The 10,255-nt window shown below is 44.9% G+C and carries 6 protein-coding genes and 1 pseudogene; 6 read left to right on the forward strand and 1 reads right to left on the reverse strand.

Going from position 1 to position 10,255, the window contains the following annotated elements; translation table 11 throughout:
• Positions 1-527 precede the first annotated feature (527 nt).
• The 6 genes and pseudogenes from CIK93_RS00235 to CIK93_RS00260 form a co-directional block, all read left to right on the forward strand.
• Positions 528-1,598, forward strand: a complete 1,071-nt coding sequence (locus tag CIK93_RS00235; protein ID WP_094446223.1) for a LacI family DNA-binding transcriptional regulator — start codon at positions 528-530, stop codon at positions 1,596-1,598.
• Positions 1,599-1,633: 35 nt separating this feature from the next.
• Positions 1,634-3,133, forward strand: a complete 1,500-nt coding sequence (locus tag CIK93_RS00240; RefSeq protein WP_094446224.1) for a UxaA family hydrolase — start codon at positions 1,634-1,636, stop codon at positions 3,131-3,133.
• Between the two features lie 35 nt (positions 3,134-3,168).
• Complete coding sequence (locus CIK93_RS00245) at positions 3,169-4,443, forward strand: Na+/H+ antiporter NhaC family protein (RefSeq protein ID WP_094446225.1); 1,275 nt, start codon at positions 3,169-3,171, stop codon at positions 4,441-4,443.
• Positions 4,444-4,445: 2 nt separating this feature from the next.
• Positions 4,446-5,288, forward strand: a complete 843-nt coding sequence (locus CIK93_RS00250; protein ID WP_094389676.1) for a hypothetical protein — start codon at positions 4,446-4,448, stop codon at positions 5,286-5,288.
• Between the two features lie 158 nt (positions 5,289-5,446).
• The gene (locus CIK93_RS00255; protein ID WP_094389677.1) at positions 5,447-6,406 is read left to right on the forward strand and encodes an SPFH domain-containing protein; all 960 of its coding nucleotides are present in this window, start codon (positions 5,447-5,449) and stop codon (positions 6,404-6,406) included.
• Positions 6,407-6,506: 100 nt separating this feature from the next.
• A pseudogene (locus CIK93_RS00260) lies at positions 6,507-7,061 on the forward strand (iron-containing alcohol dehydrogenase); the annotation flags it as partial.
• 1,122 nt (positions 7,062-8,183) lie between these two features.
• Here CIK93_RS00260 and CIK93_RS00265 read toward each other — a convergent pair.
• The gene (locus CIK93_RS00265) at positions 8,184-10,007 is read right to left on the reverse strand and encodes an SLC13 family permease (protein WP_094446227.1); all 1,824 of its coding nucleotides are present in this window, start codon (positions 10,005-10,007) and stop codon (positions 8,184-8,186) included.
• Positions 10,008-10,255 lie beyond the last annotated feature (248 nt).

The following is a 10,255-nucleotide window of genomic DNA, read 5'->3' on the forward strand; positions in this document are numbered from 1 at the left end:
TGATAGAATTTCTTCAGAACATCCACAATACCTTTATACAACTTTCGCATGATTCCGCCACAGCTTGCCACTCTTCATTTCTTACCATCAAACTCCCATTATCGTCTGTTATTTCTTGGGACTTACTTAGGACTCACTTAGGACTTATCGCTTGTAAACATCCCGAAGCCATTCCCAAGGCATCCCGAAGCCGAGAGCAAAGGCTTAAGTTTACTTTAAGACTATGCCGAGGCGAAAATGGCTCGACCAAAGGTCAAGGCATCCAGAAGCCGAGAGCAAAGGCTTAAGTTTACTTTAAGACTATGCCGAGGCGAAAATGGCTCGACCAAAGGTCAAGGCATCCAGAAGCCGAGAGCAAAGGCTAAAAATCGGTAACATATAACCACTCAATCCCTCCTCCACAACCAAACATGATACTATTATGCCATTTTCTGATACCAAGGACAGACTACATCTTAAGAAACAGACAAAGAAAAACGAGTTTTCTTTTTGTATTTTGAGCGAATTACATTACCTTTGCAACAACTATGGATACAGGCAAAATAAGAATCAAGGATATTGCCGAACGTGCTGGCGTCAGCGTCGGCACGGTCGATAGGGTGCTCCATAAGCGTCCCAACGTGTCGAAAAGCGCACTCGAGAAAGTAGAAAAGGCTTTAGCAGAAATGGACTACAAGCCCAATATGTATGCCTCTGCACTGGCGTACAACAAGTCGTACCAATTCTTTTGCATCCTTCCCAAACACGAATCGGAAGCATATTGGGACGAAGTGGAAGAAGGCACCATGGCAGCATGCGAACGCTTCCGTGACTTCAGAGTCTCGGTCAAACTGCTCTATTACAATAGGTTTGCGACAGACACTTTTGAAAAGGTTATGGACGAATGTCTCAAGGAAGAACCAGACGGCATCATCATGGTGCCGACAAAAATCGACGTCATGCGCAAATACTGCGACTTGATTCACCAATGGCAGATTCCATTCGTACTACTCGACTCATACATGCCGGACCTCAAACCGCTGACATTCTTCGGACAAGACTCATTCTCCAGCGGATATTTTGCAGCACGCATGCTCATGATGCTCGCTCCTCACGAGACAGAAATCATGCTGATGAAACAAATGCGCAACGGCAACGTGGCATCAAAACAACAAGAAAACCGAGAAACGGGATTCCGACACTACATGCACGACCATTTCCCTGATGTAACGATTACAGAAGTTAACCTGTCACTCGACACCGAACGCGAACAATACGATGATATTCTCGAAGAATTCTTCACCTCGCATCCACTCATACACCATTGCATCACCTTTAATTCGAAGGCACATCTGGTAGGAGAATTTCTACTACGCTCCAACAGAAGAAACGTGCAGATTATGGGATACGACATGGTGCCCAAGAATGCTGAATGCGTACGCCAGGGAAGCATCTCATTTCTTATCGCACAGCATGGATTCATGCAAGGATACACCTGTGTCGATGCACTTTTCCGAGCCATCGTACTGAAAAAAAAGGTGGAACCCATCAATTATATGCCCATCGAACTCCTCACCAAGGAGAATATCGACTTCTACCGACGTAACAACATCGGATAAACAGCTTCAGAAAACAAACTAAACTACTATACAAAATGAAACCACTCAAGACTTATCTCAAAATCAATCCAGCCGACTCGGTTGTAGTATGTCTCGAAGCCAAACAGAAAGGCGACATCATCGAAATCGACGGCCAACAGATTATCGTCAATCAAGACACTCCTGCCGGACACAAAGTGCTCATCAAGGATGTGAAACAAGGCGAAGACATCATCAAATACGGCTACCCTATCGGACATGCAAAGACTGACCTAAAAGCAGGCGACTGGGTAAACGAAAACAATCTGAAAACAAACCTCAGCGGAACACTTGAATACACCTATCAACCCGTTGATGCAACACTCAATATTGCCGACGAACACCGCACCTTCAAAGGTTATCTACGCAAAAACGGCGACGTAGGCGTACGAAACGAAATATGGATCGTTCCGACCGTGGGATGCGTCAACGGAATTGCAGAACAACTGGCACACAGACTGCAAGCAGAAACCCACTGCGAAGGTATTGATGCCATTTGGACTTGGCACCACAATTTCGGATGCTCACAACTCTCAGACGATCACGAGAATACTCGAAAAGTGCTACGCGACATCTGCCTACACCCCAATGCAGGTGGTGTACTCGTACTCAGTCTCGGATGTGAGAACAATCAACCCGAAGACTTCATGGCTATGTTGGGAGACTACGACAAAGACCGCATCAAACTGCTTGTCACACAACGTGTTGAAGGAGACGAAGTAGAAGCCGCCATGCAGGAACTACGCCAACTCTATCAAAACGCACGTCAGGACAAGCGCGTTGACGTACCCGTCAGCAAGCTCCGCATCGGACTGAAATGCGGTGGTAGCGACGGATTCAGCGGAATCACAGCCAACCCACTCGTGGGAGAATTCAGCGACTGGCTCGTAGCACAAGGCGGAACAAGCGTTCTGACAGAAGTTCCTGAAATGTTTGGAGCAGAAACCATTCTCATGAACCGCTGCAAAACTCCAGAACTCTTCCAGCAAACCGTTTCTATGGTCAACAACTTCAAAGAGTATTTCCTCGCACACGGAGAACCCGTAGGAGAAAACCCAAGCCCAGGAAACAAAGCAGGAGGCATTTCCACCCTCGAAGACAAAGCATTAGGATGCACACAAAAATGCGGAAAAGCACCTGTGAGCGGCGTCATGGAATACGGAGACCGACTGCAACACGACGGACTCAACCTGCTTTCTGCACCAGGAAACGACCTCGTTGCATCTACCGCTCTGGCTGCCAGCGGTTGCCATATCGTACTCTTCACTACCGGACGCGGAACACCATTCGGCACTTTCGTACCCACCATGAAGATTGCCACCAACCCCACTCTGGCAAAAAACAAACCACATTGGGTAGATTTCTCTGCCGGACAACTCATAGAAGGACGCACCATGCAAGAACTGCTGCCTGAATTCATCGACAAAGTACTGGCTGTGGCAAGCGGACAACAGGCACGAAACGAAGAACATGGCTATCGCGAAATATCCATCTTCAAAAATGGAGTTACGTTATAATAAAAGTATAATCACAAAAAAGGTGTAACACAATCGTGAAAAAAGGCATCATCGCACTATCACCACTATTGGTGTTCATCGTCCTATATCTAGTCACGAGTATCATTGCTCGTGACTTTTACAAAGTGCCCATCACCGTGGCTTTCATGGTGGCCTCTATCTATGCGGTCATTATGGCAGGAGGAATCCCACTACGCAAACGCATAGACATCTACAGCCGAGGAGCAGGAACAGGACAGATGATGCTGATGATATGGATTTTTATCTTGGCAGGAGCCTTTGCCAATAGCGCAAAGGCCATGGGATCTATCGACGCTACCGTCAATTTAGCACTTACACTACTGCCCGCCAACATGCTGCTGGCAGGACTGTTTCTGGCGGCTTGCTTCATTTCGCTCTCTGTGGGAACAAGCGTAGGCACAATCGTCGCCCTGACCCCTATTGCAGCAGGCGTTGCCAGTCAGACCGGTACAGCACTACCACTCATGGTGGCAGTCGTAGTTGGCGGTTCGTTCTTCGGCGACAACCTCTCATTCATATCCGACACGACAATTGTTGCTACCTCAACCCAAGGTTGCAGACTCTCAGACAAATTCCGAGTCAACTCCTATATCGTCATTCCTGCAGCCATCGCTATCCTCGCCATATATGTGGTCATGGGACTCCATACTCAGGCACCACAAAAGGTAGGACCAGTATCGCTACTAAAGGTTATACCATACCTCGTCGTTCTGCTGACAGCAGTTTGCGGAATGAACGTCATGGCAGTACTCACGCTGGGCATCGCACTCACAGGAGCCATAGGCCTTATCGACGGATCGTTTGACTTCTACGGATGGATGGGATCCATGGGGCAAGGTATCATGGGAATGGGTGAACTCATCATTATCACCATGATGGCAGGAGGCCTGCTGGAAATCATCAAACACCAGGGAGGAATAGACTTCCTTATCCAGCGCATGACGCGTCATATCCACACCAAACGGGGAGCAGAACTCGCTATCGCCGCTCTGGTATTGCTCGTTGACCTCTGTACAGCCAATAATACCGTGGCAATCATTACCGTAGGAGGTATTGCCAAGCAAATAGGCGACCGTTTCGGAGTAGATAATCGGAAATGCGCATCCATACTCGACACCTTCTCATGCATGATGCAGGGACTTATACCCTATGGAGCACAAATGCTAATGGCTGCAGGACTGGCTGCACTCAACCCCATCAGCATTCTGCCTTATCTCTATTATCCAATGGCAATCGGCTTTACTGCCCTACTCGCCATCTTGTTGCGTTATCCTAAACACGTATCCTGATTATGAACATCATCCAGCGCAATTGTATCCGTCTGCTACGCGAAGGGGCTTTCAACGAGCATCTGACGCTTGAACCCATGTCGGCATGGAAATGGGAACGCGCACTCGTCTTTGCACAAATCCATGATATTACACCATGGGTATTTGACGGAATACGACAGTCTGCCGATGACTTCTTCCTACGTCTTGACGCAAGTCTATTGGCCAACTGGCAACAAGCAACTATTCATGCCGTTTCAGAGCAAGCAGAAGCCGATATCGACAAACAAGAAACCGAAGAACAACGGTTGTCCAATCCCCTACTCAACAGAAAACTGCGCCGACTGCTCCAACAAGCTGAAAAGGAAATATCAATAGAAAGCCTGCAAGCTACTAAGGCTTTCATGCTACGGTTGGTAGGAATCTCGCGCAACCTACTCACACAAGGCATACATCTACGGCGCTTCGTAGAACTGGCCATCTATCTACGAACCACACGCGACAACATCGACTATGAACACATCCGTTCATGGATAACACAACTCTACATGGAACATGTTGCCAGTCTGACAGCTTCCGTATTGGTCAGTCTCTTCGACTTCGATGCCGGCAATATCCCATTTGCAGAGGCATCTTCACCCAAAGAAGCACAGCAACTGATACGCGAATTCATGAAGATTTCAGGCAACGAACTCGATGAATGGTACTTCACACAAGGAGACCATGTCTTTGTCGGCACCAACAATTCCAGTTCTCTTATCTGGCACGTGAGACACTCCTTCAGATACATGTATGTTTTCCCACAAGAGTCACCATTCAATCTTTTGGGAAACTTCATCCATTCCCTATCGCATATCGAAGAATAATCGAATCTGAATATCAGAAATTCCGTTTGATGTAAACGAATCTAAAAAAAAACATATACCTTTGCATCAATCTTGGTAAACCGACCGACGAATCCCCATAGGTTAACGCCATAGAAATGATCACAATTAAATATTATTATTAAAAAACAATTAATCATATGGAAACTAAAGAATTCAACTACTCAGGCATGTGTCTCAACGGTATCATAATGCTCGTGCTCAATCTGTTATGCTTCTTCGGAGGTATTGCATTAGTCATTACAGCCATCAGCATGGAAGAATGGGAACTCGCCTGCTCCATCACCAGCGGTATTGCCGGAGGACTTCTTATACTACTCTCGCTTATCATGGCAGGAGGATTCATCCTCGTAGAACCGGGAGAAGCTCGTGTCCTGATGTTTTTCGGCAAATACAAAGGAACCTTCACCAAGGCCGGTTTCTATTGGATACACCCCTTCATAAACCAAAAGAAACTATCACTCCGAGCACGTAACCTTGACGGGAAACCCATTAAGGTAAACGATAAAACGGGAAATCCTGTAATGATTGGAATGGTACTGGTATGGAAGCTGAAAGATACCTATAAAGCCATGTTTGAAATTGACTCACAGACCATGGCAAGCCAACAAACACAAGGAATCGCTACCGCAGCAGGAATCATGAACGCCTTCGAACTCTTCGTAAGCATTCAAGCAGATGCCGCCCTACGACAAGTGGCTGGACAATATGCTTATGACAACGAAAACAACAACACCCAAGAGCTGACACTACGCGACGGAAGCGATGAAATCAACAAACAACTGGAAGCACATATCGACGAACGACTGGCGATGGCTGGCATAGAAGTAATTGAAGCACGAATCAACTATCTGGCTTATGCACCGGAAATTGCTGCCGTGATGCTGCGTCGCCAACAAGCTACAGCCATTATTGCTGCACGCGAAAAGATTGTAGAAGGGGCCGTATCAATGGTTAAAATGGCACTCGACAAACTAAACAACGAGGGAGTAATGACACTTGACGACGACAAAAAAGCAGCGATGGTGAGCAATCTGCTTGTCGTACTCTGTAGCGATGATGCTGCCCAACCCGTGGTAAATACCAGCGCATCCAACTAAAGAAGTCCTCACACGAACATACCATTAATTACGCATTCCTGATGAAAAATCATCAGGAATGCGTAATTTTGCATACGAAAAACTATAAAAAACAAGCTATATGAAGAATTTCAACTATTATGCTCCAACACAAGTTGCGTTTGGTCGCAATACAGAAAGCCAAGTGGCAGAACTCGTAAAAAAACACGGAGGTTCAAAGGTTTTAATACATTATGGCGGACAAAGCGCCATACGCTCTGGCCTCTTGGCGAAAGTAGAACAGATCCTCACAGAAGCAGGAATAGCATACGTAAAACTGGGAGGCGTAAAACCCAACCCACGTCTTTCACTCGTAAGAAAGGGCATAGAACTCTGTAAGGAGGAAAATGTAGATTTTCTCCTTGCCGTAGGCGGAGGATCTGTCATTGACTCCTGCAAAGCCATATCATCTGGACGATTCTACCAAGGTGATGTATGGACACTATACGAGCACAAGGATCACGCAACACAATATCTTCCTATCGGCTGTATCCTGACTATCCCCGCAGCTGGCAGCGAGATGAGCAACGGCTCGGTAATCACCAATGATGAGGTAGAGAGCTGGCTCAAAAAAGACTATTGCGTAGATGAGTTCAGATGCAAATTTGCCATCATGAACCCAGAATTGACAAGCACATGGCTACAAGCATTTACGCCATACAAAGAAGACCCTTCTATCATATATGCAGGAAGGGTCTTCTTTTTTGCGCGCATTATAGACTCCAGAAGATGTCTCTGTAGGGCCTTTACAAAACCTGAAGGACCTATCAAATGCCCCATTTGTCCGCAGATATCATAATATTTGTTGTCCGAATACATCAATGAGACTTCATGTAAGTGAGTTGCCAAGGCCGGTATTACCATCGGAACAAGCGGTTCTCGCATCTCACAAGACGCCTGGGAGAGGATAAATTTGATAAAATGAGTGCCCCTACCAGTGTTTGGCATCGTTGGAGCGGTAGTACTAAAATATCGTAAGTCATTGATAATTAATTTTTTAATCATTTAAATTACTTGTTACTTGTTGTGCCGTAATCTCAATCTCAGTTCTCTCAATTAAAAAAAACATACCCCCTAACCTTACTTTCTTATATATATATTATTGATTATTAAATAGTTATAAGTATATAAAGAAGGGGGTTTCGTTTTTCATGTGACTATTTTATAATTGAGATAACTGTGATTGAGATTCTTTCTCTATCAAAAACGACCTGTCAATCGGGTGATGAGGTGGCAGGATTTCCCTCTCCTTGGCGTCAAGGCCATATAAACTGGTTTCCGCCTTGTGAAGCAAGTTCATTTATGGGTAGTAAACATTTTGATAAAAATGTCCTCAAATCGCAAGAAACGTATGATTGGTTTTTGGGGATGTTGTATCTTTGCAACGTGGTTCAAGAGAGAATCACTCATCGCACAAAACATTCCGTCCGCACACAGTCGTAGTCAACTCCTAAGTAAGTCACAAGTGACTCCGCACTAAGTCCCAATATTTAGCGGACAATGATGGGACAAAGATGGGAGAAACAAGGAACAGAACAGGAGAATACCACGATGTGGGAATGTTGAGAGCGAGAAAATATCACATCATGAAACAACAAAACCCGAACATATCCCGATGATGACCCGAACACACAGGGAAGCAATAGTATGATATGAAAGTTAAGCCAAATGAGCAGAGTTAAGTTCACTTGAACTATGCCATGGCGAGAAAAGGTGCTATGAAATGGAACGTTTTTGCGGACTGTTTTTACCTATCAACTCAAAATGGGAAAAGCAATGGAAGAATTATCGTCATGACAATGCCTATGATAATCTGCAAAGGCAATCCCACGATAATATAATCCATAAAAGTATATCGACCGGCTTTCATCACCAAAGCATTGGGAGGGGTTGAAAATGGCGATGCAAAACACATACTGGCTCCCAATGTTACGGCAAACATGAATGAGTATGGACTCACTCCGATTTGTTGAGCTGCAGTAAGGGCAATAGGAGCCATCAATACCGCCGTTGCTGTATTGCTAATAAACATAGTCATCAATGAAGTGGTGAAATACATACCTGCCAATAAGGCATAAGGACCTAACGCTCCCAGACTCCTTACTAGATTTTCAGACACTATCTGTGACACACCCGTCTTTTCCAAAGCAATTGACATAGGCATCATACTTGCAATCAACATAACGCTCTCCCAATTGATGGTCTTATACGCAGCATCCACACTTCGGAAACAACCTGCAAAAACCATCAGCAAGGCTGCTGACACAACCGCAACCACAGGCGCTATGGGAATGAAATCGAACACCATCATCACGATCATCAAAAGCATGATAGCTGCAGCTACTGGTGCCTTGTAATCAAGGGAAACCCTCTCCATCAACTTGTCAGGACGACCTAATACTACCCAGTTTTCATTTTCGTGGTTCATCTGCATGATTTTTCCCCACTGACCCTGCACCAACAGGATGTCACCGTTTTGCAAGCGATGTTCACTGAGTTCTTCCTTAATATACTTCTTATCTCTGTGAATACTGAGAATATTGACCGAGTAATCCTCACGCAGACGGGAATCCCTGATACGGGTTCCGATAAGGCGCGAGGTGGGAAGTACTACAATCTCAGAAATGCCTATATCATAGAAATCAAGTCGGTCGGTTGACATGCTGACAATATGACGCTCACGGGCAAATGTCTCCATTGCCTGTTTGTCGCCATAGAAATATAAGATGTCACCCTGCACTATCATAGTGTCCGCCCAAGCCATATTCTGACGGATTTCCTTGCCCAACGCGTTCTTCGTTTCATTGCGTATTTCAAGTATCGTCAATCCATACTTATTCTGCAAGTCCAAATCTTGCACTCGCATGCCAGCCAATCCTCCTTTGTTGTTGCCTACACTATACTTATAGATATTTTCATGAAGCTGATACTGAACTGCCAAATCATCAACGCTCTTGCCTTGACCACCGTTTTGATGTTTGCCTTTCTTCTTAATGAGCAACAAACTCATTGGCAACAATACAGCCAGACCGATAGCAATCACAATAACACCAACTGGGAAAAAAGAAAAGAACTTCAACGGAGCATAACCATTCTCTTCAAGTGTTTCACTAATAACAAGGTTAGGAGGAGTACCTATCAATGTCAGCATACCACCAAGACTACCAGCAAAGGCAACTGGCATTAACAGACGCGACGAACGTATGCCGGAACTTGCAGCCATACTCATAATGATGGGCATCATAATAGCAACCGTTCCTGTATTGCTCACAAAAGCACCAATAATAGAAGTGGCCAATACCACATATATCAAAGCTCTGGTCTCATTACCTTTAGCCATTTTCGAAATGCTATTACCTGCCGATTGAGCTAATCCGGTTTGCAATATTGCTCCACCAACAACAAAAAGTCCCACCATCATGATAAGAATTGGCGATGAAAAACCACTTAGTGCTTCACTTGTTGTTAGAACACCTGTTGCAGTAAGAACCATGAGAGAAGATAAGGCAACAATATCGCCACGCACCCTTCCCCAGATAAACATGGCTATAGTTATAATCAATACAATTATAGTTATGGTCATGAATCTATTATATTTTGTTATTCTACAAAGATACTACAATATCACAAGACATACGAAAATACCATAAAGCTACAACCATAATATTAACCAAAGTTAACATGTTTTGAGGGTTGTTATCAACCGCGTATTCAACTGGCAAGTGCAATCGGTACTATTGTATGTTGTCTATCTCATCGTTAAGAACTTGCTGGACAGCGACAGTAAGCAAATCACAGTAGGCATTCATTTCCGATTCTGTGTCATACTGC

This window comes from Prevotella sp. P3-92, assembly GCF_002251205.1.
Lineage (GTDB): Bacteria > Bacteroidota > Bacteroidia > Bacteroidales > Bacteroidaceae > Prevotella.